This window comes from Streptomyces sp. NPDC102258 (genome assembly GCF_055584685.1).
In genome coordinates, this window is sequence record NZ_JBVJLO010000001.1 from 513,071 (window position 1) to 532,275 (window position 19,205).

Sequence of the window (19,205 nt, forward strand, 5' to 3'; positions counted from 1 at the left end):
CGCCGCCCCCGGGCGGGCCGGGGGCGCCCGGCGGGGCGGGGGGGGGGGGGGGGTGGTGGGGGGGGGGGGGGGGGGGGTCGCGGGGGGGGCGGGCCGGGGGGGGGGGGCCCCGCCGGCGGGCGGCCCCCACTCGTGTCTCCGGACCGGGACGCCCGTGGCGGCGGGCCTTTCCGGAGGCGTCCGGTCCCGGACGTGTCCGGTCAGTCGGTGATGGAGGTGATCTTCTTCGTCTTCAGGTCGGCCTGCACGTGGATCCGGGTGGTGTTGTCGCCGCTGCCGCCCCAGGTCAGGGTCACCGTGGCGTTGGTCTTGCCCGTCCCGCTCCCGGTCGACGTCACCTTCCACTCCAGGGGGACGTTCTGCGCGCGCAGGACGCCGTTCGCGTGGTTGGTCTCCTCCCACTGCTTCAGCTCCTGCTGGAGCGGCTTGGAGAGGTAGAAGGAGCGCAGCTGGTCGGCCGTCTTGCCGTCGCCGTCGTAGACCGCGTCGATGTACGAGCCGTAGAAGTCGGCGATCCGACTGAAGGCGCCCTCGGGGCTGCCCGACACGGACTGCGGCGCGGCCGCGGTGGCGGAGGTGCCGGTGACGAGGGCGAAGGAGAGCGCCGCCACGCCGGCGGTGGCCGCCAGGGCGAGGGAGGTGGCGCGCTTGGTCGGGAGCTTGGACATCGGTCGGTACCTTTCCCCGTGCTGAGTGCTGCCTGCCGGTACGGTCCCCCGGCACTGCCCTGGAGGACGGCGTGCCCCGGCCAACCGGTTCTCGGTGTGCGGGGAATGGCCGAAATTCGCCCGTACGGGGTAACCGGGAAATCCGGGTGCCCCCAGCGGAATGCGGCGGGCGGTCCGGTGGTTCGGACAGACGCGATATCCGGTTCCTCCGCACGCATGCACGCACGCACACACGCACTGGAGAGCTCATGAAGATCGGCATCATCGGCGCGGGCAACATCGGCGGCAACCTCACGCGCCGGCTCACCGCCCTCGGGCACCAGGTCTCCGTCGCGAACTCCCGTGGCCCCGAAACCCTCGCCGACCTCGTCGAGGAGACCGGTGCCACCGCCGTCCCCGTCGCCGAGGCCGCCCGGGGCGCCGAGGTCGTCGTGGTGACCGTCCCGCTCAAGAACGTGCCCGACCTCCCGGCCGGGCTCTTCGACGGAGCCGCCGAGGGCTTCGCCGTCATCGACACCTGCAACTACTACCCGCGTCAGCGTGACGGGCGCATCGCCGCGATCGAGGACGAGGGCCTCACCGAGAGCCGCTGGACCGAACAGCACCTCGGACACCCGGTGATCAAGGCCTTCAACGGCACGTTCGCCGCCGACCTCCTCGACCGGCCGCGCCCGGCCGGCGACCCCGACCGCATGGCCCTCCCGGTCGCCGGCGACGACGAGGCGGCCAAGAAGACCGTCCGCGCCCTGATCGACGAGATCGGCTTCGACACCGTCGACGCGGGCGGCATCGACGAGTCCTGGCGCCAGCAGCCCGACACGCCGGTCTACGGCCTGCGCGCGGGTGTCGCCGAGGTCACCCGGGCCCTGTCCGAGGCCTCGCCGGTGCGGCCGGAGGACTTCCGAGGCTGACCCGTTCGGCCGGGCGCGTTAACGTTCCGCGTCGGACCGTTTGCCCTGTGCTACGGTCGGCTCAGTTGCAGGTGTGGTTCCCAAGATTTCAAGCGCGGCCGTCGGTTTTTCCGACGGGAGCACTTTTTATTTCCGGATGCTTTCGGACAGGGTCAATCAACACGGCGACGCCGGCGTCGCACAGTGCGGCCCCGGGTACAGCCCCGAAGGAGAATCCATATGGCATCCGGCACCGTGAAGTGGTTCAACGCGGAAAAGGGTTTCGGCTTCATCGAGCAGGACGGCGGCGGCGCCGACGTGTTCGCCCACTACTCGAACATCGCCACCCAGGGCTTCCGCGAGCTTCAGGAGGGCCAGAAGGTGAACTTCGACGTCACGCAGGGCCAGAAGGGCCCGCAGGCCGAGAACATCGTGCCCGCCTGACGCCGACGCGCAGCCGAGAGCCGGGGTCCGCACCGATGGGTGCGGGCCCCGGCCCCGTTTCCCGGCCCGCCACCCCTTCTACGCCCCGGGAGCCGTCGGGTCCCGGGCGGCTACCGGGAGGCGTGACCCACCCGGCAGACTGTCCGGCGTGACGACACTGAGCAAAGGCGCCAACCTGCCGGTTCCGGCCTCCTCCGTCAGAGTGGTCCTCGGCTGGCGGCCCGGCCCGGGCGTGCCGGACGTGGACGCCTCCGCCCTGCTGCTCGCGGGCGGCGGCCGGGTGCGCTCCGACGGTGACTTCGTGTTCTACAATCAGCCGGTGCACACCCGCGGCGCGGTGCGCCACCTCGGCAAGCAGCCCGGCGCGGACGCGGTGGAGGTGAACCTCGCCGCCCTGGAACCGGACGTGGAGCGCGTCGCGCTCTGCGCCTCCGCGGACGGCGGCACCTTCGGACAGGTGCCCGGACTGCACCTGCGGCTGCTCGACACGGGGTCCGGGGCCGAGATCGCCCGCTTCGACATGACCGCCGGGCCCGAGACGGCCTTCGTGAGCGGAGAGCTCTACCGGCGGGCCGGTGTCTGGAAGTTCCGGGCCGTGGGCCAGGGATACGCGAGCGGGCTCGCGGGACTGGCCAGGGACTTCGGGATCACCGTGGACGACGAACCGGCCGCCCCGCCCGCGCCCGTGGCCCCGCCGGTCCGGACCGCCGCGCCCGCCCCCATCCCCGCCCCGCCGGCCCGTGTCGTACCGCCCGCCCCGAGGCCCGTCCCGAGGCCCGTCCCCGCGCCCGCCGCCCCGGCACCGGCCGCCGGGCCCGTCGTCCGGATGGTCAAGGGGGAGGAGCGGCTGCCCGCCGACATGCGCGACCGGCTCTCCCTGCGCAAGCGGCAGGTGGCCGTCAGCCTCGACAAGAGCGGCGCGGCGGGCGTGACGGCCCGCGTCGTCCTCGTCCTCGACGCCTCGGGCTCGATGAGCGCGCTCTACTCCCGCGGCACCGTCGGCTCGGTCGTGGAACGGATGGCGGCCGTCGCCGCGCAGCTCGACGACGACGGCGAGATGCAGGCCTGGACCTTCGCCAGCCATCCCGCCCGGCTGCCCGACCTCACCATCGGGGACATGCCGGAATGGATCCGGCTGCACGTGCGCGTCGGCCAGATGAGTCTTTTCGGCCGCCGCAAGCCGGCCCGGGGCCTGCTGCCCGGTCAGATCGACATGCGGGAGGTCGGGTTCCAGAACGAGGAGCAGAAGGTGATCGCCGAGGTGCGTGCCTACGTACGCGCGCACCCGGTGCCCGCCCCGACCCTCGTGCTGTTCTTCTCCGACGGCGGGGTCCACCGCGACGCCGAGATCGAGCGGGAGTTGCGGGAGGCCGTGGAGGAGCCGGTGTTCTGGCAGTTCGTGGGCCTGGGCCGGGCCGGGTTCGGGGTGCTGGAGCGCTTCGACACCATGACCGGGCGCCGGGTCGACAACGTGGGCTTCTTCGCCGTCGACGACATCGACCGCCTCTCCGACGCCGAGCTGTACGACCGGCTGCTCTCGGAGTTCCCCTCCTGGCTGCGGGCCGCCCGGCAGGCGGGCATCCTGCGCTGAACTCCCGTACGCGGCGCGGCAGACGGCTGGATCCGGGGTGGCCGGCCCCTTGACCCCGTGGTTGGTCCAGACCAATCATGGGGCGTCCGTCCGTTCGCTCGCGCCCCACCGGGAGCCACGTTGACCCACCCTTCGCGTTCCGCGCGCCGTCCGCGCCCCCCGCGGTCCTTAACCGCGGCGTTCGCCACCCTCGCCACCTGCGCCGCGCTCCTCGTCGCGGGAGGCGCGGGCCCCGCGCAGGCCACGCAGGCCGCGCCGGCCCCGCTGCCCACGCACGTCTTCGCCCCGTACTTCGAGGCCTACTCCTCCGACAGCCCCGCCGACCTCGCGCAGAGGTCCGGCGCCCGGTACCTGACGATGGCCTTCGTCCAGACCGAGGCCAAGGGCTCCTGCACCCCGTACTGGAACGGCTCCACCTCCCAGCCCATCGCCTCCTCCGTCTTCGGCGCCGATTTCGCCACCCTGCGCTCGCGCGGCGGCGACGTCATCCCCTCCTTCGGCGGCTACGCGGCCGACAACGGCGGCACCGAGATCGCGGACAGCTGCACCAGCGTCGACTCCATCGCGGCCGCCTACCAGAAGGTGATCACGACGTACGACGTCACCCGCCTGGACATGGACATCGAGGACAACTCCCTCACCAACAAGGCCGGGATCGACCGCCGCAACCAGGCCATCAAGAAGGTGCAGGACTGGGCCGCGGCCAACGGCCGCCCCCTCCAGGTCTCCTACACCCTCCCCACCACCACGAGCGGCCTGGCGGCCAGCGGCCTGGCCGTCCTGAAGAGCGCGAAGACGGCCGGAGCCCGGGTCGACGTCGTCAACCTGATGACCTTCGACTACTACGACGGCGCCGCCCACAACATGGCCAGCGACACGAAGAGCGCCGCCACCGGCCTCTACGACCAGCTCGCGGCCCTCTACCCGGCCAAGACCCCGGCCCAGCTGTGGGGCATGATCGGCGTCACCGAGATGCCCGGCATCGACGACTACGGACCCGCCGAGACGTTCACCACCGCCGACGCCACCGCCGTCTACGACTGGGCCGTCGCCAAGGGCATCAACACCCTCTCGTTCTGGGCGCTCCAGCGGGACAACGGCGGCTGCCCCGGCACGGGCGGCTCCGACACCTGCTCCGGCATCGCCCAGGACCCCTGGTACTTCACCCACACCTTCGCTCCCTTCACCCGGGACGCCGGACCCGTCGCCGACGACTTCTCGCTCTCCGTCGCACCCGGCTCCGCCTCCGTGGCCCCCGGCGGCAGTGCCACCGCCACCGTCTCCACGCAGGTCACCTCCGGCGCGGCGCAGCCCGTCGCGCTGACGGTCACCGGCGCCCCGGCCGCGGTGACGGCCTCCGTCGCCCCCGGCTCGGTCACCGCGGGCGGTACGGCCAAGCTGACGGTCACCGCCGCCGCCTCGGCCGCGCCCGGAACGTACGCGCTCACCGTCACCGGAGCCGGTGGCACGCTGAGCCACTCCGCCGCCTTCACCCTCAGCGTCTCCGGCCCGGGCGGCGGCAGCGGCGCGCTCGTCAACGGCGGCTTCGAGAGCGGCTCCCTCGCGCCGTGGACGTGCGAGAGCGGCGGCTCCGTCGTGACCTCCCCGGCGCACGGGGGGACGTACGCCGTCCAGGGCACACCGGCCGGTGACCGCACCGGCGAGTGCGCGCAGACCCTCACCCTCACCCCGAACACCGCCTACACCCTCAGCGGCTGGGTCCAGGGCAGCTACGCCTACCTCGGCGTCCGGGGCGGCGCGAACGCCAGTACGTGGACCAGCTCGGCCGGCTGGACCAGGCTGAGCGTGCCCTTCACCACCGGCGCCTCCGGCACGGTCACCGCCTACCTGCACGGCTGGTACGGGCAGGGCGCCGTCCACGGCGACGACTTCGCCGTGAGCTGACACGGGGCGCGGCCCCCTCCCCGCCGCCGGGCCGCCCGTCGCCGCACCGCGACGGGCGGCCCCGTCCCCCCATCGGCGTAACGCGCGCTCCGTCTGGTCGCGGGTCATCCGGGTGATGGATAGCCTCGTGGAGGTTCGTACGGTTTCGTACGGGTTCGCACCGAGGGGGAGAACGCCGAGACGGGAGTCACCGTGAAGTCCATACCGCGCAGCCTCTGTACCCGGAGCATCACCGCCGCCCTGCTGTCCGCCGCCCTCCTGGGCGCGGGGACCGCCGGGGCCGTCGCCGCCACCCCCACCCCGAGCGCGAGCCCGGCCGGCCAGATCACCGTCAAGGCCGACAAGACCGAGGCGAAGGCCGGTGACGTGGTCACCTTCTCCGGGCGCACCAAGGGCCTGAAGGTCGGCAGCAAGCTGGTGCTCCAGCACAACAGCAAGGGCAAGTGGACGACCCTCCAGTCGAGCACCACCGTCAAGAACGGCAGCAGCTACTCCCTTCCCGGCAAGCTCAACACCAAGGGCAAGGAGCAACTGCGCGTCATGGGCGACGACAAGACGATCTCCCCGACCGTGGTCGTGAACGTGAAGTGATCCCGGCCCGCGGGCCCCGCCCGTGGGCCCCGCTGCGTGGGCCCCGTCCGGCGCGTCGGGCGGGGCCCACGGGCGCGCCCGGCCCACCCGGCGGAGCCCCCGGTAGGCTCGGGGCCGCCGTGTCCCCGACCCGGCACCGACCCGAGGGAAGGAACGCCGCATGCCCGGCCCCGCCGACATCCGGATCCTGCGCGCGGCCGACCGTACGGCGGTGCCCTGGAAGAACGGCGGGGGAGTGACCCGCGAGATCGCCGCCGGGCCCGAGGGCGCGGGCACGGCCGGCTTCGACTGGCGGGTCAGCCTCGCCGAAGTGGCCGCCGACGGCCCCTTCTCCGCCTTCCCCGGCGTCGACCGGACGCTCACCCTGGCCGACGGCGCGGGCATGGACCTCACCGTCGGCGGGGAACGCCGCCTCGTCGACGAGCGTTACGCGCCCCACCACTTCCCCGGCGACCTGCCGACCGGCTGCCGGCTGCTGGACGGCCCCGTCGTGAACTTCAACGTGATGTACCGCAGGGCCGGCGCCCGGGCGCGGACCGCCGTCGTCCGGGGCGAACTCGCCCTCGCCGCCGGGGCGGACGAGATCCTGCTGGTCTGCGCCCTGGACGGCCCGGCCACCCTCGGCCCCGGCCCGGCCGCCGCCCTCGGCCCGTACGACGCGGCCCTGGTGACCGGGCCCGCCCCCGTCCTCCTGCGCACCGACGGGCGCGCGGCGGTGGTCCGGCTGGCCGCGATGGCCGGGACGCGACCGGCCGGCTGACGCACCGCCGGGGGCGGGTGACCGGCGGCGCGCGCGGACGGGCAGAATCGAACGGTGATCACGACCGAACCCGGACCGGACCCCTTCGAAGAACACCGAAGGATCCTCTTCGCCACCGCCTACCGCATGCTCGGCACCGTCACCGACGCCGAGGACATCGTCCAGGACGCCTGGCTCAGCTGGCACAAGGCCGACCGGTCCGAGGTACGCCACCCCAAGGCGTACCTCGTGCGCACCGTCACCAACCTGTCGCTGAACCGGCTGACCTCCGCCCGGGCCACCCGCGAGGAGTACGTCGGCCCCTGGCTCCCCGAGCCCCTGCTGACCTCGCCCGACGTCGCGCAGGAACGCGAACTCGCCGAGAGCGTCTCCACGGCGATGCTGGTCGTCCTGGAAACCCTGACGCCGGTGGAGCGCGCGGTGTTCGTCCTGCGCGAGGTCTTCGGCTACTCCCACGCCGAGATCGCCGGATTCCTGGACCGCCCCGAGCCCGCGGTGCGGCAGATCGCCCACCGGGCGCGCGGGCACGTGGCGTCCCGAAGGCACCGCTACGACACCGACACCGCGCAGCGCGAGGAGATCACGGCCCGCTTCCTGAACGCCTGCGCCGGGGGAGACCTCAACGCCGTCCTGGACATGCTGGCCCCCGACGTCACCGCCTGGTCGGATGGTGGCGGCAAGGTCAGCGCCGCCCGCCGGCCGATCCACGGCCCCGACCACGTCGCCCGCTGGCTGCTCGGCGTGCTCGCCAAGAACGCCGGGGACGGGTTCCGCGTCGTCCCGGCCGACATCAACGGCGAGCTGGGCGTCCTCGGCCTGGTGGGGGACGCCCCGATGGGGGCGGTCACCTTCGACCTGGAGGACGGCCTGCTCCGCACGCTCCGCTGCCAGATCAACCCCGAGAAGCTGGCCGGCCTGCGCCCCGCCCGCGGCCGGGCCTGAGGCCGCCGGAGGGCCCCCGCCCCGGGTGACCCCGTACCGGCCGCGGGAAACTCCGGTGCGGGGTGCGGGCCGGCGGCCCTACGGTGGGGGGATGAGCACCCGCACCTTCCGCATCACCGTCCGCGGCTTCTTCGACGACCTCAGCGCGGACCAGCGCGCCGAACTGACGGCCGCGGCCCCGGAGCACGACCTGCTGACGGCCTCCTTCACGCCCGAGGGGCACCTCTCCTACGAGCTGGCCGCCCGGAACTCCTTCTCCTTCCGCTTCCTCGACTCGGGCGAGACCGAGGAGGACATCATCGACGCCGCCGCCCGTGCGGAACTGGCCGCCGAGGCCTGGCTGACCGAACGCGGCTACGGGTTCAAGCGCCTGCGCTGCACGGCCGAGGACCTCTCCCTGGCCAAGCAGAGCAAGCGCCAGCGCCAGGCGGCGGCCCGCGACGACGCCTGACCGTCCTGCCGTACCCGGCCGTCGCCGGCCCCCCCGTAGGCCTGCGACCTGCGGGGACGCGATGGACGGAGCGGCCCCCGGCAGCGTATGTTCCCCCAGCGCGCCCACCGTGGCGCGCGGTTTCGGTTTGCTTCGTTCACCCGTGGGGGGTCCTTCGTCATGTCCGCATCCAGCCAGCTGAGACCACGCCCGTCCCTGCCGACCGGGTCCCCGGGGATGCCGCGCGTCCTGCCGGCCGCGGCGGTGGCGCTGCTGGGGGCGGTCGCCCTGGCCGACCTGTTCGCCGTCTTCGCCGAGGCGCGGACGTACGGGCTGATCGACGGGACCGCCGGCTTCGCCGTCGCCGACGCCGAGGAGTACGACGCCGCCGACGCCCTCGTCCGCACGGCCGCCACGGTCCACGACCTTGCCTTCTCGCTGTGTGTCCTCGTCTTCATCCTCTGGTTCCACCGGATGCGGCGCTGCGCGGAGGCGCTCGCGCCGCACGCCTTCTCGACCGCGCCCGGCTGGGCGGTCGGCGGCTGGCTGGTGCCGGTGGTGAACCTGTGGAGGCCGTACCGGATCGCCGTGGAGATGTGGGCGGTCTGCGTGCGGCCGCCCGAGGGGCGGGGGAAGCCGGGCGCGGTGTCGTTCTGGCCGGTCAACCTGTGGTGGGGACTGTTCGTGTGCGGCGGGGTGGCCACCGCCTACACCGGCCGGCTCTACGAAAGGGCCGAGAGCCTGGGGGACGTCAAGAGCGCCCTGCTCCTGGTGGTCCTCTCCGACCTCCTGGACGTGGTCGCGGCCGCGGCGGCCATCCACTTCGTCATCCGCCTGACCACCGCGGGACGCCGCGGGGCCGCGCTCGGACCGGGGCGCCCGTGAGGATCACGCCGCGCGGCGCGGGGCGTCAGCGGTCGGGCAGCGGGCGGGCCGCCAGCGGGTGGGCGGGGGCCTGGTGGCCGCCCGAGGGCATCATGCGGACTTCGCCCTGGTCGCTGATCTCCGCGCGGACGATCCCGGTCGCGTCGGCGTAGACCGGGTGGCCGCCCGGCCCCGCCGTGTCGGTGCGGTCGACCACGACGATGTCCTCGCCTTCCGTTCCGTCCGCGGCGGGGAAGGCCAGCTCGTACCGCTTCACGCTCATCTGCGCTCTCCCGTCGGTGGCCGCTGCTACGCCTTCCATCGTGGGCCGATCCGAGCCTCCCCGCCCGTCGGCTTTACCCGCGTTTTGCGGTCGCGTACGCCGGGGGCGCCGCTAGACGGCGGTCGCGCAGATCACGTCGTACGGACGGCCTATGGACAGGGTCAGCTCCATGGGCTCGGTCGTCCCCGCGGGGCAAAGCTCCTTCTTGTCGACCAGGTCGAGGACCTTGAAGCCGCCCGACCCGGCGGACGAGCAGGCCACCTCCTGGGCCGTCGAGGTGACGCAGTCGCCCTTCACGAGCTGCCCGCCGCCGGCGCCCGGGTCACCGGGGTGGTCGCCGGACAGGTTGCGTCCGCAGACGGTTTTCGTGGGGATCCCGCCGCCACTGTTCTTCTTGCCGTAGGACACCGATACGCGGACCATCAGGTCGGTCCCGGCCGGGCACTGGATCGAGCCGGGCAGGATCCCGGCCGCCGCGATCTCCAGCGCCTTGAAGGTCGCCCCGGAGTCCCCGCAGTCGAACCGGCGGAACCCGTCCGGTGCGTCGTCGGGGTCGGGCCCGCCACAGGTGCCGACCTCCCAGGTACCGCTGTCCTTCGAGGACGAGTCGGAGGAAGAAGAGGAGGGCGAACAGGCCGTCAGCGCGAGGAGGACGGACAGGGCGAGAGCCGAAGCCACCGCTATCCCCCCGGTCCCCCTGCCCCTGTTCCGCTTCCCCTGCCCGGGGTTGTCGCCGGGGGTGGTGCCGTGCTGAACCATGTGGTGCTCCTCGTCGCTGCGGTCATCGCGGTGCGGGTCGTCATGGATGGTGACGCGCCCCCGGGAAGGGGCACAAGGGAGCCCGTCCCGCCCCGATGGGCCGGACCTGGCACGCCGCCGGGCTACGGAAACCGGTCCAGCCCGACCACCGGCCGGCCGAACACCCCGCCCAGGACCCTACGTTGCCGCTCGGACAACGGCGTCACGAAGGCCGCCCGCGGTGCCGGTGCATGGCTACACCGTAGGCGGGGTGGTGGTCGGGGTGGTAAGGGGTTTTGGGGGTGGGGGGTAGCTGCGAGTGGTGGCTACGTGGGGAGCCAGGGTGGTGAAGGCGCGGGCTGCGGCGCTCAGGTAGGCGCCGTCGCGGTGGAGGAGGCAGGCCGTGCGGGCCGGGAGCGGCGGGGTCAGCGGGACGCGGGTCAGGCGGGGGTGGTCGTCGGTCACCGCGTCGGGCAGCACGGTGGCCAGCGGGGTCCGTTGGACCAGCTCGGTCAGCGCCTGTACGGAGTTGGCCTCCACCGCGATGCGCGGCCGGACCCCGTGGGCGGCGAAGTAGGCGTCGACGTGGGAGCGGGTGGCGAAGTCCCCGCTGAGGAGGGCGAGGTGGCGATCCGCCAGATCCTCGACCGGCAGGGGGCCGGGGGCGGGGCCGGATTCGGTGCCGGCGACCACCAGGCCGAGGGTCTCCGTGAAGAGGCCGGTGGCCGCGATGCCCGGCAGGTGGGTCCCGTGGAAGGCGATGCCGAGGTCGGTGTCGTCGGCCAGCAGGGCGGCCTCGATGCGGTCCTGGGGCATCTCCCGCACCTGCACGGTGAGGGCGGGGTGGGCCGTGTGGAGGGCGGCGAGGAGCGGGCCCAGGAAGTACGCGGTGAAGGTGGGGGTGAGGGCCAGGCGCAGGTGGCCCCGCGTGAGGTCGGCGAGGTCGTGCACCGCCCGCTCGGCGGCCGCCAGATCGCGCAGCGCCCGGCGCGCGTGCTCCGCGTAGACGGCGCCCGCGTCGGTGAGGCGCACCGCCCGCCCGCCACGGTCGAGGAGCCGCGTCCCCACCGTCCGCTCCAGCTGCTTGATCTGCTGGGACAGGGTGGGCTGGGAGATCCGCAGTTCCTCGGCGGCCCGGGTGAAGCTGCGGTGCTCGGCGACCGCGACCAGGTAGCGCAGGTGACGCAGTTCGACAGCCATGGCGCAAGTATAGATGTCATCGATGGGTTGGATCGATTTCACGTCTTGGACATTATGGTCGCTGGTCAGGCAGGGTGAAACAGGTCAGCCGCCCCCACCGGGCGGATCCCAGAAAACGGGAAAGCGGGAGTGACCATGCACGACCTCTTCCAGGGCGTCGAACGGTTCCGGCACGACGTCTTCCCCGCCAAGGCGGAACTCTTCGCGGAGCTTGCCTCGGCGCACCACCCCCGGACCCTGTTCATCGGCTGCTCCGACGCCCGCGTGGTGCCCGAGCTGATCACCCAGAGCGAGCCCGGCGAGCTGTTCGTCATCCGCACCGCGGGCAACCTCGTCCCCGCCCACACGGCGGCCCCCGACGGGGTGGCGGCCAGTATCGAGTACGCCGTCGCCGTCCTCGGCGTCACCGACGTCGTCGTCTGCGGCCACTCCGCCTGTGGCGCGATGACCGCGCTCGCCGAGGGCCACGACCTCCGCGCCGCCCCGGCCGTCGCCGCCTGGCTGCGCCACGCGGACGCCTCCGTGGCCCGTAGTGCCCCGGCCGGGGACGCCCCGTACGCCGTGGACGCGCTGGTACGGGAGAACGTACGGGCCCAGCTCGCGAACCTGGCCACCCACCCCTCGGTGGCCCGCGCCCTCGCCCGGCGGACCCTGACCGCCCACGGCTGGGTCTACGACATCGCCTCCGGCGCCGTCGAACGGCTCGGCGACGCCGGCCGGCCCGTCACCCTCGCGGCCTGACCGGCCCGTCGCCCGCGTGGCCCGAACGCCCGCACACCCCACCCCCCCCGGAAGGAACCACCATGACCCACGCCCAGTTCGCCCCCGCCGTCCGTGAACGCATCGCCGACGCCGCCGTCGAGGCCAAGGTCCGCAAGGGCCTGACCTGGCGCCGGATCGCCGAGGTGGCCGGCCTGTCGCCGGCCTTCGTCACCGCCGCCGTCCTCGGCCAGCACCCGCTGCCCGAGCCCGCCGCGCAGGCCGTCGCCGAACTCCTCGGCCTGGACGAGGATGCCGCGATGTGGCTGGCGACCATTCCCACCCGGGGCTCCATCCCGGGCTCCGTCCCCACCGACCCGACCATCTACCGCTTCCACGAGATGCTCCAGGTCTACGGCACCACCCTCAAGGCCCTGGTCCACGAGGAGTTCGGCGACGGCATCATCAGCGCCATCAACTTCCGCCTCGACGTGAAGAAGGTCGCCGACCCCGAGGGCGGCGAGCGCGCCGTGATCACCCTCGACGGCAAGTACCTGCCGACCAGGCCCTTCTGACGCTCACGCGGCGCCGCCACCCGGCCGGGCCCGCAGGCAGGTCAGGGCGGCGGTCGTGAGCGCGGCCACCCCCGCCGGGAGCGCCGTGCGCGCGTCGGGGGCGAAGTCCGGGGCGTGGTTGGCCGGGAGCGCGGCCAGCTTCCCGGCGGCGCCCTCCCCGGGCGCCGCCGCCCAGGCCGCCGGACCGATCACGCCGAACATCCAGTAGGCGAGCCGCACCCCCGCCGCGCCGTGCACCGCCCGCCCCGCGTCGCCGAACAGCCCGAAGTCCTCGGTGGCCAGGGACGGCGGCCACATCGCCACCCGCTCCGCCCCGAAGTGCGCCGCGTGCGCCTCCCGTACGGCGGCCGTCGTCGCCGGGTCGGGATGGGTGACGGGGGACTCCGTCTCCCGCACCACCTCCGGCTCACGGGGACAGCCGGCGGCGGCGCACTCGGCGCGGACGATCCGCTCGACGGCGGCCGCCGCCCGCGCGAGCGCCGCCCCTCCCGCGGCCCGTACGGTGATCCCCAGCTCGGCCCGGTCCGGGATCACATTGGCCCGCTCACCGGCCCGGAACGAGCCCACCGTCACGGCCACCTGCTCCGACGGCGCCGCCTCCCGCGCCACCACCGTCTGCAGCCGGGTCACCACATGGGCCGCCGTCACCACCGGGTCCACCGTCAGGTGCGGGGCGCCCGCGTGGCCGCCCCGCCCGTGCACCACCACCCGGAAGGTGACGCTCCCCGCCGTCATCGGCCCGTACCCGTGCGCCACCATCCCGGCCGGCAGCGGGGCACTGTGCTGCGCGAGGACCACGTCCGGGCGGCCGACGCGCTCGTACAGCCCGTCGGCCAGCATCGCCCGGGCGCCGTCCAGGGTCTCCTCCGCGGGCTGTCCCACCACCACCAGCGTGCCCCGCCAGGCATCCGCCTCCGGTCCGGCGCCCGCCAGCAGGGAGGCGGCCCCGGCGGCCGCCGCCAGGTGCAGGTCGTGGCCGCAGGCGTGCGCCGCCGGGCCCTCGCTCGCGTACGGCAGCCCGGTGGTCTCCCGCAGCGGCAGCGCGTCCAGCTCGGCGCGCAGCAGCACCGTCGGTCCCTCGCCCCGGCGCAGTACCCCGGCCACGCCGTGGCCGCCGATCCCGCGCGTGGTCGCGTACCCGGCGGACTCCAGCCAGTCGGCGAACGCTCCGGCCGTACGCCGCTCCCCGCCCGACAGCTCGGGATGCCGGTGCAGATCCAGGTAGAGGGTGGTGAGGGGCCGCGCGAGCGAGGGGTACGCGCCGAGAGCGGCCGTGGCGGCGGTGACGGGCGGGGTCATGTGCCCATGCTCGGTCACCCGGCCCGGCCGCGTCCGTCAGACCGCTGACACTTCGTGTCAGCGGAATGTCAGGAAGGGACCGGGTGGGATGACGGCGCGAGGGGCTCTCCTGGAGGGGCACCGCACGGAGACGGCCGTCCCGTGGTCGCGCACCCAGTGACCGCACCTACTGAAGGAGTCCCCATGGAGAAGTCGCCGCTCGCTTCCCTCGCCGACGAGATCCTGGAGCTGGAGTCGGAGACCTTCGAGATCTCGGACTACTCGGACGCCAGCGAGGTCGTACTCGCCGGTTCCACCAGCTGCAGCTCCACCTCGACCTGCTCCTCCACCACCAGCACCACCTCCTGCAGCGCCTGACCCGAGCCCGGCAGGGCGTGCACACGGATGCCCCGGACCCCTCGCACGAGGGGCCCGGGGCATCCGGCGTCCCGCCCCCGGCCTCAGGGGAACGGGTGCGGCACCAGCCGGATCTCCGCGTCCGTCAGCGGCGCCTCCCGCAGCCCCGCGCGCACGGCGGCCGTCCGCAGCCTCGGCAGGTACGGGGCCCGTTGGCGCGACCAGCCGAAGTCGATCGGCAGCAGCCCCGGCACGATCGCGCACACCGTGCTCAGCCCCGCCCGGCGCTGCTCCGGCGTGGTCTGGTCGACGACGATCACATCGTGCCCGGCGGCCGTCAACTCGCCGACGCACAGCATCAGGTCGTCGCGCAGGTCCCCGGTCCGGGGCCGCCGCTCCTCCCACCCGGCGTACAGCTCCGCCACCGGCCGCACCGCGAGCGGCTCCCGGTAGGGGCGCACGTGCTCGGACATCGCGGGCAGCCCGTACAGCTGCGCATGGTCCTTGAGGTGCTTGACCAGGGAGAAGTCCCCGGCCATGGCCTCCAGTTCCGGCCGACGGCCGGCCACCTGCCCGGGCAGGTGCGGAATGTAGGTCAGCACCTCCGAGAGGGCGGCCTCCACCGCCGCCGCCGGATCCAGCGCCGCGCCCGCCCCGAAGGAGTACAGCCCCGGCCCGCCGTCGCGCCGCACCGCGAGCCCGGTGACGACGGGCACCGCCAGGTCGATCCGGTTGTCGAAGGCGTGCACGTCGTACCCCTGCAGGGCCGCCCGGTCCACCATCATGCGCACCGCCGGTCCCGGTACGGAGGCCAGGTCGATCTCCGTCAGCCGCTGGCTCCCGTACCAGGCGAGCAGGAACGCGTCCCGCTCGATCAGCTCCAGCAGCGCGCCGAGCAGCGCCTCCTCCGTACAGCCGCCGATGGCGCAGCCGTTGGAGCACTCGAAGACGAAGTTGTCGGCGGCCAGCCCCGCGCTGTAATAGGCCAGGCGGGCCGGGACCAGCACCGGCCGGTCGTCGCGCAGCGAATGCCCGTACACCCAGGGGATGGGCCGCCGTGGGTCGAAGGGCGAGACCAGCGGGTCGTCGCGGTAGGTCGAGGCGGGGTAGAAGCCGCACTCCGCCGGGTCCAGCGCCCGCTCGCCGAGCTCCGCGTACGAGGCGGTGAGCACCTCGGTGGCGCCCGTGCGGCGGTGCGTGCCCGCGTACCGCTCCAGGCCCTCCAGGAAGGCCAGGTCGCGGCTGGCGGCGAAGCTGTTGGCCTGCCCGCTCCAGGTGACGTCGGTCAGCCCCGCGTAGCCGCGCATGAAGACGCTGCCCGCGACGGGCGCGGTGGTCGGTGAGGTCACGTTGATCCAGGTGCCGCCGCCGAGCACCCCCGTCACCGGATTGGCCAGTGCCTCCCGCGGCAGCGGGTACGAGGAAGCCGCCCGCAGCCGCTGCGCGCCCGGGGAGGGCTTGGGCCGGGAGGCGGGGCGCAGCGGCCGCGGTACGTCGGTCCCGCGCGGGCCGCAGTCCGGGCACAGCGGGTCGGCGGCCAGCGGGTACGTGCGCACCTGGAGGGTCTCCAGGTCCAGCCGGGACACCTGGGGCAGCGCCCGGTCGGCCGCCAGCGGCCCGGGGGCGCGCACTCCGCCGCCCCGGACGGCCGCGTACAGGGCGGCCACCGCCTCCAGGACGTACGGGGACAGCCGGGGCCACTCCGCTCCGACGGCGGTGACGGGCCCGGTGCCGGTCTCCAGCGCGTCCCGTTCGCTGCGGCTGCGCAGCCGCTGCCAGCGCATGGCCAGGCACTGGCCGCAGGCGGGGGCGCTGCCGTCGCCGCCCCAGGGCCCGAGCAGCACGGCCCGGGCGCCGAGGTGGACGGCGGCGCCCGGCCGCACCGCCGCGAACGGGTCGGCGGCGCGCGGCCCGAGGGCGTCGTGCACCCCGAGGGTGACGACGGCGGGCCCGCCGCGAGCCCCGGCGAGGTACCCCTCCAGCGTGCGCCGCGCGGACTCCAGCGGGGCGCCGGCCGCCGCCCCGGGAGCCGCCCCGGCCGGCGCCGTGCTCGTCGCGGTCATGACTGGTTGCTCCAGCGGAAGGTCCTCAGCCCGATCCCGCCGAACACCAGGGCGAACCCGCACAGGGCCGCGCAGCCGATCCCGATGGTGGCGAGCGAGCCCGAGCCGGTCAGCGCCCCGGTCGCCGCGTCGTTGAGGTAGCGCAGCGGCAGCACCCGGGACACCGACCGCAGCCAGCCCGGCATCATGTCCAGCGGCAGGAACGACCCGGACAGGAACGCCATCGGCACCATCAGGCAGTTGGCGATCGCCGCGACCGCCTCCGGGGTGTTGGCGAAGGTCCCGACGATCACGCCGATCGCCATGAAGGCGGTGACGCCCGCCACCAGCGCGGGCAGCACCAGCGGCCAGCGGCCGTCCAGCACCAGCCCGAAGCCGGGCAGCATGGCGACGGCGACGAACACCGCCGCCTGTACCACGCCCACTACCAGGGACAGTACGTACCGGGAGGCCAGCACGGTGGTCAGCGGCGTCGGCGTGAGCCGGATCAGTCGCAGCAGGTCGTCGCGCCGCCACTGCATCAGGGTGAAGGCGATGCCGAAGACGGCGGCGTTGGCGACGCCCCAGGACATCACCCCCGGCGCGATGTAGGAGATGTAGGGCCGGCCGCTCTGTTCGACGTCCTGGCCGCTGAAGATCAGGCCGAACACGACGAGGAAGAGGAGCGGGAAGGCGAAGGTGAAGAACAGGGTGGCCTTGTCCCGGACCTGGGCCCGGTATCCGGCGGCGGTCAGTGCCGTGTACGCGCTCATGCCGTGGGCTCCGTGGTGTGCTGTGCGGGGATGCGGTCGGCCGCGGGGCCGTGGTGGCCGGTCAGTTCGAGGTAGACGTCCTCCAGGGTCGCGGTACGGGTCATCACCCCGTCGAGCCCGGTGAGCGCGTCGACGGCCTGGAGGACCCGGCCGGGTGACGAGGTCTCCAGCACCAGCGAGCCGCCCTGCTCGCTCACCCGGTCGACGCCGTCCAGCGCCGCGGCCCGCGCCCGGTCGATGCGCCCGGCAGGCACCAGCAGCCGGGCCGGCGCCCCGGCGGCGGCCACGAGCCGGTGCGGGGAGTCGAGGGCGGCGATCCGGCCCGCGACGAGGATGGCCACCCGGTCGCACAGGGCCTCGGCCTCGTCCAGGTGGTGGGTGGTGTAGACGATGGTGCGGCCCTGGCCCTTCAGGGCGCGCAGCACCTCCCACAGGTCCCGGCGGGCCTGCGGGTCGAGGGCGGCCGTCGGCTCGTCCAGGAAGATCAGCTCCGGGTCGTGGACCAGCGCCGAGGCGATGGCCAGGCGCTGGCGCTGGCCGCCGGAGAGGTTCTCGACCAGCACGTCGCGCTGCTCGGTCAGCGCGACCGTCTCCAGGGTGCGGTCGGCGGCGGCGGAGTCCTTGCGGTACAGCCCCGCCACGGTGGCGAGGTGCTCGCGCGCCGTCTGCCGGACGAAGAAGGCCGAGGCCTGCGTCTGGACGCCGATCCGCGGCAGGAGGGCCGTGTTGCGCGGCCAGGGGCGGTGGCCCAGGACCTCGACCGTGCCCGAGTCGGCCTGGCGCAGGCCCTCGACGATCTCGATGAGGGTGGTCTTGCCCGCGCCGTTGGGGCCGAGGAGACCGAAGAACTCCCCGCGGCGCACGTCGAGGGTGATGCCGTCCACGGCCTGCCGGTCGCCGTAGCGCTTGCGGACCTCCTGGACGGAGACGGCGACGGGACCGGCCTCGGTCGCGTCGGGCGGTGGGGTGCGGTCAGTTGTCATGGGCGGTGCGGTTCCCTCGGTGTCGGTGTTCGGTGTTCGGTCTGGGTGGGGAGCGGGAGCGGGGAAAGGGCCGGCGGCGGAGGGCGTTTCACGCGCGCACGGCGAGTACCACGGCGGCCACCCCGCCCCCGGCGAGCAGCAGGACCAGCACGGCCGAGCCGATCCCGTAGCCGAGGTACAGCCGACGGGCCCGCCGCGGGTACGCGTCCGCCGCGGCCCGGTCGCGCATCCGCAGCCGCAGGTACGCCGAACTCGCGGGCGCCAGCCGGGTCACGCGCAACGCGTGCCCCAACAGGGTGTACCCGTCCAGCGGCGGCAGCGGGACCAGGTTGACGAGGGCCTGCGCGCTGCCGAGCAGCAACAGCGCGCCCAGCACCCGGCCGGTGGCGTCGCCCGCGGGCAGTGCGACCCACCAGAGGCAGAAGGGCAGCAGGAACAGCAGGTTGACGAAGGCCCCCGCCCCGGCGACGGCCAGCTGGGCGCGGCGGCGCGGGAGGTAGCGGTAGTTCTCCACGGTGCAGTACATGATCGCCACCGGCAGCCGCCAGCGCAGCCCGATCTCCCCGACCCGCCCGCCGACGTGCCGGGCGGCGACGGCGTGGCCGAACTCGTGCAGCGCGGTGCTCAGCCACAGCAGCGTGGCCACCGCCAGCAGCGGCACGGGCCGCGACAGCAACCACCACAGGTCACTTAGGAGTTCCCGGCCCGCGAGGGCCACCGCCCCTTCCATGCCCAGGCATACGAGGACCAGCGCACCCAGCACCACCGGCCGCAGGGCCGGCCGCAGGAACCGGTGCAGCCGCGCCGTCGTGGCATCGGCGTCCGCGACCAGCCGGAGGGTCCCGCGCAGCAGCCCCCCGGTGCGCTGCGGGCCGGGCCCGGCGGCCGGGTCGGGCGCCGGGCCGCCCGCCAGCAGCCGCCGGGCCCCGAGCAGCCCCAGCAGCTGCTGCCAGTTCCGCTCGCCGAGCCGGCGCCCGAACCTCGCCCCGTACGCCTCGCCGATCTCCGCGAGGCTGCGCGAGCCGTCCAGCCGCGAGACCAGGAAGTACTCCTTGGGGCCGATCTCGAAGGAGGCCCCGGAGACCGGGTCCTTCACCAGGTGCACCACGGCCGGGCCGTTCAGCAGCGGCGGCGACAGCAGGATCCCGGGCCGCAGCGCGGGCCGGAGCTCCGGCATCCCCGGGGGCGCGGC

The 19,205-nt window shown here is 74.4% G+C and carries 21 protein-coding genes; 12 read left to right on the forward strand and 9 right to left on the reverse strand.

Annotation, left to right across the window (positions count from 1 at the left end):
• Positions 1-200: 200 nt before the first annotated feature.
• The gene (locus tag ACZ6ZT_RS02375; RefSeq protein ID WP_469714741.1) at positions 201-668 is read right to left on the reverse strand and encodes a hypothetical protein; all 468 of its coding nucleotides are present in this window, start codon (positions 666-668) and stop codon (positions 201-203) included.
• A 197-nt stretch (positions 669-865) separates the two neighbouring features.
• On the opposite strand from ACZ6ZT_RS02375, the gene ACZ6ZT_RS02380 reads away from it, so the two are divergent.
• From ACZ6ZT_RS02380 to ACZ6ZT_RS02420, 9 genes are all read left to right on the forward strand, one after another.
• Entirely contained in the window at positions 866-1,579 is a 714-nt protein-coding gene (locus tag ACZ6ZT_RS02380; protein ID WP_469715022.1) for an NADPH-dependent F420 reductase, read from the forward strand.
• Between the two features lie 219 nt (positions 1,580-1,798).
• The gene (locus ACZ6ZT_RS02385) at positions 1,799-2,002 is read left to right on the forward strand and encodes a cold-shock protein (RefSeq protein ID WP_030228921.1); all 204 of its coding nucleotides are present in this window, start codon (positions 1,799-1,801) and stop codon (positions 2,000-2,002) included.
• A gap of 148 nt (positions 2,003-2,150) precedes the next feature.
• Positions 2,151-3,593: a VWA domain-containing protein gene (locus ACZ6ZT_RS02390; RefSeq protein WP_469714743.1), complete on the forward strand. Its 1,443-nt coding sequence runs from the start codon at positions 2,151-2,153 to the stop codon at positions 3,591-3,593.
• A 120-nt stretch (positions 3,594-3,713) separates the two neighbouring features.
• Positions 3,714-5,498, forward strand: coding sequence for a carbohydrate binding domain-containing protein (locus ACZ6ZT_RS02395; RefSeq protein ID WP_469714745.1), 1,785 nt, complete (start codon positions 3,714-3,716; stop codon positions 5,496-5,498).
• 192 nt (positions 5,499-5,690) lie between these two features.
• The gene (locus tag ACZ6ZT_RS02400; RefSeq protein ID WP_469714746.1) at positions 5,691-6,089 is read left to right on the forward strand and encodes a hypothetical protein; all 399 of its coding nucleotides are present in this window, start codon (positions 5,691-5,693) and stop codon (positions 6,087-6,089) included.
• Positions 6,090-6,249: 160 nt separating this feature from the next.
• On the forward strand, positions 6,250-6,849 hold the full coding sequence (locus ACZ6ZT_RS02405; protein ID WP_469714747.1) for a HutD/Ves family protein: 600 nt from the start codon (positions 6,250-6,252) through the stop codon (positions 6,847-6,849).
• Between the two features lie 54 nt (positions 6,850-6,903).
• On the forward strand, positions 6,904-7,791 hold the full coding sequence (locus tag ACZ6ZT_RS02410; protein WP_469714749.1) for an RNA polymerase sigma-70 factor: 888 nt from the start codon (positions 6,904-6,906) through the stop codon (positions 7,789-7,791).
• A 91-nt stretch (positions 7,792-7,882) separates the two neighbouring features.
• A complete protein-coding gene (locus tag ACZ6ZT_RS02415) occupies positions 7,883-8,242 on the forward strand; it encodes a DUF6204 family protein (RefSeq protein ID WP_469714750.1) in 360 nt (119 codons plus the stop codon).
• Between the two features lie 159 nt (positions 8,243-8,401).
• Entirely contained in the window at positions 8,402-9,106 is a 705-nt protein-coding gene (locus ACZ6ZT_RS02420; protein ID WP_469714752.1) for a DUF4328 domain-containing protein, read from the forward strand.
• A 25-nt stretch (positions 9,107-9,131) separates the two neighbouring features.
• On the opposite strand, the gene ACZ6ZT_RS02425 is transcribed toward ACZ6ZT_RS02420, so the two are convergent.
• From ACZ6ZT_RS02425 to cynR, 3 genes are all read right to left on the reverse strand, one after another.
• On the reverse strand, positions 9,132-9,368 hold the full coding sequence (locus ACZ6ZT_RS02425; protein WP_469714753.1) for a DUF6296 family protein: 237 nt from the start codon (positions 9,366-9,368) through the stop codon (positions 9,132-9,134).
• Positions 9,369-9,479: 111 nt separating this feature from the next.
• Positions 9,480-10,127, reverse strand: a complete 648-nt coding sequence (locus tag ACZ6ZT_RS02430) for a hypothetical protein (RefSeq protein ID WP_469714755.1) — start codon at positions 10,125-10,127, stop codon at positions 9,480-9,482.
• A gap of 234 nt (positions 10,128-10,361) precedes the next feature.
• Positions 10,362-11,306: a transcriptional regulator CynR gene (gene cynR, locus ACZ6ZT_RS02435; RefSeq protein WP_469714757.1), complete on the reverse strand. Its 945-nt coding sequence runs from the start codon at positions 11,304-11,306 to the stop codon at positions 10,362-10,364.
• 135 nt (positions 11,307-11,441) lie between these two features.
• On the opposite strand from cynR, the gene ACZ6ZT_RS02440 reads away from it, so the two are divergent.
• Complete coding sequence (locus ACZ6ZT_RS02440) at positions 11,442-12,047, forward strand: carbonic anhydrase (RefSeq protein WP_469715023.1); 606 nt, start codon at positions 11,442-11,444, stop codon at positions 12,045-12,047.
• A gap of 62 nt (positions 12,048-12,109) precedes the next feature.
• Complete coding sequence (cynS, locus tag ACZ6ZT_RS02445) at positions 12,110-12,580, forward strand: cyanase (protein ID WP_469714758.1); 471 nt, start codon at positions 12,110-12,112, stop codon at positions 12,578-12,580.
• 3 nt (positions 12,581-12,583) lie between these two features.
• Here cynS and ACZ6ZT_RS02450 read toward each other — a convergent pair whose 3' ends face one another.
• The gene (locus ACZ6ZT_RS02450; protein ID WP_469714760.1) at positions 12,584-13,879 is read right to left on the reverse strand and encodes an amidohydrolase; all 1,296 of its coding nucleotides are present in this window, start codon (positions 13,877-13,879) and stop codon (positions 12,584-12,586) included.
• Between the two features lie 183 nt (positions 13,880-14,062).
• Here ACZ6ZT_RS02450 and ACZ6ZT_RS02455 point away from each other — a divergent pair, with 183 nt between their 5' ends.
• A complete protein-coding gene (locus ACZ6ZT_RS02455) occupies positions 14,063-14,236 on the forward strand; it encodes a thiazolylpeptide-type bacteriocin (protein WP_007268044.1) in 174 nt (57 codons plus the stop codon).
• A gap of 83 nt (positions 14,237-14,319) precedes the next feature.
• On the opposite strand, the gene ACZ6ZT_RS02460 is transcribed toward ACZ6ZT_RS02455, so the two are convergent.
• The 4 genes from ACZ6ZT_RS02460 to ACZ6ZT_RS02475 form a co-directional block, all read right to left on the reverse strand.
• Entirely contained in the window at positions 14,320-16,278 is a 1,959-nt protein-coding gene (locus ACZ6ZT_RS02460) for a TOMM precursor leader peptide-binding protein (RefSeq protein WP_469714761.1), read from the reverse strand.
• Positions 16,275-17,030: an ABC transporter permease gene (locus ACZ6ZT_RS02465; RefSeq protein ID WP_469714762.1), complete on the reverse strand. Its 756-nt coding sequence runs from the start codon at positions 17,028-17,030 to the stop codon at positions 16,275-16,277. Before ACZ6ZT_RS02465 ends, ACZ6ZT_RS02460 begins: the two co-directional genes overlap by 4 nt.
• On the reverse strand, positions 17,027-18,013 hold the full coding sequence (locus tag ACZ6ZT_RS02470; RefSeq protein ID WP_469714763.1) for an ABC transporter ATP-binding protein: 987 nt from the start codon (positions 18,011-18,013) through the stop codon (positions 17,027-17,029). Before ACZ6ZT_RS02470 ends, ACZ6ZT_RS02465 begins: the two co-directional genes overlap by 4 nt.
• Before the next feature lie 88 nt (positions 18,014-18,101).
• Positions 18,102-19,190, reverse strand: a complete 1,089-nt coding sequence (locus ACZ6ZT_RS02475) for a peptidase M50 (protein ID WP_469715024.1) — start codon at positions 19,188-19,190, stop codon at positions 18,102-18,104.
• Positions 19,191-19,205: the final 15 nt, after the last annotated feature.

Excerpts from the sequence above, each read along its gene's own strand:
- ACZ6ZT_RS02375 (WP_469714741.1), bottom strand. The coding sequence starts at position 668 with ATGTCCAAGCTCCCGACCAAGCGCGCCACCTCCCTCGCCCTGGCGGCC.
- ACZ6ZT_RS02385 (WP_030228921.1), top strand. The coding sequence starts at position 1,799 with ATGGCATCCGGCACCGTGAAGTGGTTCAACGCGGAAAAGGGTTTCGGC.
- ACZ6ZT_RS02405 (WP_469714747.1), top strand. The coding sequence starts at position 6,250 with ATGCCCGGCCCCGCCGACATCCGGATCCTGCGCGCGGCCGACCGTACG.
- ACZ6ZT_RS02415 (WP_469714750.1), top strand. The coding sequence starts at position 7,883 with ATGAGCACCCGCACCTTCCGCATCACCGTCCGCGGCTTCTTCGACGAC.
- ACZ6ZT_RS02420 (WP_469714752.1), top strand. The coding sequence starts at position 8,402 with ATGTCCGCATCCAGCCAGCTGAGACCACGCCCGTCCCTGCCGACCGGG.
- ACZ6ZT_RS02425 (WP_469714753.1), bottom strand. The coding sequence starts at position 9,368 with ATGAGCGTGAAGCGGTACGAGCTGGCCTTCCCCGCCGCGGACGGAACG.
- ACZ6ZT_RS02430 (WP_469714755.1), bottom strand. The coding sequence starts at position 10,127 with ATGGTTCAGCACGGCACCACCCCCGGCGACAACCCCGGGCAGGGGAAG.
- cynR (WP_469714757.1), bottom strand. The coding sequence starts at position 11,306 with ATGGCTGTCGAACTGCGTCACCTGCGCTACCTGGTCGCGGTCGCCGAG.
- ACZ6ZT_RS02440 (WP_469715023.1), top strand. The coding sequence starts at position 11,442 with ATGCACGACCTCTTCCAGGGCGTCGAACGGTTCCGGCACGACGTCTTC.
- cynS (WP_469714758.1), top strand. The coding sequence starts at position 12,110 with ATGACCCACGCCCAGTTCGCCCCCGCCGTCCGTGAACGCATCGCCGAC.
- ACZ6ZT_RS02450 (WP_469714760.1), bottom strand. The coding sequence starts at position 13,879 with ATGACCCCGCCCGTCACCGCCGCCACGGCCGCTCTCGGCGCGTACCCC.
- ACZ6ZT_RS02455 (WP_007268044.1), top strand. The coding sequence starts at position 14,063 with ATGGAGAAGTCGCCGCTCGCTTCCCTCGCCGACGAGATCCTGGAGCTG.
- ACZ6ZT_RS02460 (WP_469714761.1), bottom strand. The coding sequence starts at position 16,278 with ATGACCGCGACGAGCACGGCGCCGGCCGGGGCGGCTCCCGGGGCGGCG.
- ACZ6ZT_RS02465 (WP_469714762.1), bottom strand. The coding sequence starts at position 17,030 with ATGAGCGCGTACACGGCACTGACCGCCGCCGGATACCGGGCCCAGGTC.
- ACZ6ZT_RS02470 (WP_469714763.1), bottom strand. The coding sequence starts at position 18,013 with ATGACAACTGACCGCACCCCACCGCCCGACGCGACCGAGGCCGGTCCC.
- ACZ6ZT_RS02475 (WP_469715024.1), bottom strand. The coding sequence starts at position 19,190 with ATGCCGGAGCTCCGGCCCGCGCTGCGGCCCGGGATCCTGCTGTCGCCG.